This window comes from Pseudomonas sp. UV AK001, assembly GCF_046097675.1.
Lineage (GTDB): Bacteria > Pseudomonadota > Gammaproteobacteria > Pseudomonadales > Pseudomonadaceae > Aquipseudomonas > Aquipseudomonas kribbensis.
In genome coordinates this window covers 1-505 of the sequence record NZ_JBJUVZ010000033.1, presented here as the reverse complement: position 1 = coordinate 505, position 505 = coordinate 1, and the positions used below count along the sequence as shown (strand labels likewise).

1 protein-coding gene is annotated in these 505 nt (G+C 62.0%); it reads right to left on the bottom strand.

The annotated features are described in order from the left end of the window. A partial coding sequence (locus tag ACKLNA_RS29140) for a VCBS domain-containing protein (protein ID WP_408987849.1) occupies nucleotides 1-505 on the bottom strand: 505 nt, incomplete at both ends.

The following is a 505-nucleotide window of genomic DNA, read 5'->3' as shown; positions in this document are numbered from 1 at the left end:
GGTGCTGCCCAGCGGCGTAGTGACCGATTGCGGGAAACCGGCGGCTACACCGTTGGTGACGACCGCAATACCGCCCACGGTCAGCGTCGTTACGCCGTCCAGCGCAGTGATGGTGAACGTGCCGCTCTGAGTCAAAGCCGTAGCATCCGGTGCACTGCCGGTGCTGAGGTTTTTCTCGAAAACCGTCAGCTCGCCGCCGTTTACGTCCAGGCCGCTGATAACCACAGGATCGTCGTTGTTGTGGATCTGCAGCACGAGGTTCGCGGTGCTGGTGTCACCGTCCGAGTCGGTGATGGTGTAAGTGAAGGTTTCGGTGCCGTTGCCACCGCCATGCAGGGCTTTGAAGTCGGCGTCATTCGGATTGACGGTGTAGGTGTAAGTGCCGTTGGCGTTGAGCACCAGCGTGCCGTAAGTCCCGGTGAAGGTTCCCGCAGTTATTGGACCGGCGCTCGGGCCTGTCGGCACACGGTCGGCGCCTTGCACGTCGTTGGTCAGGACGTTGCCG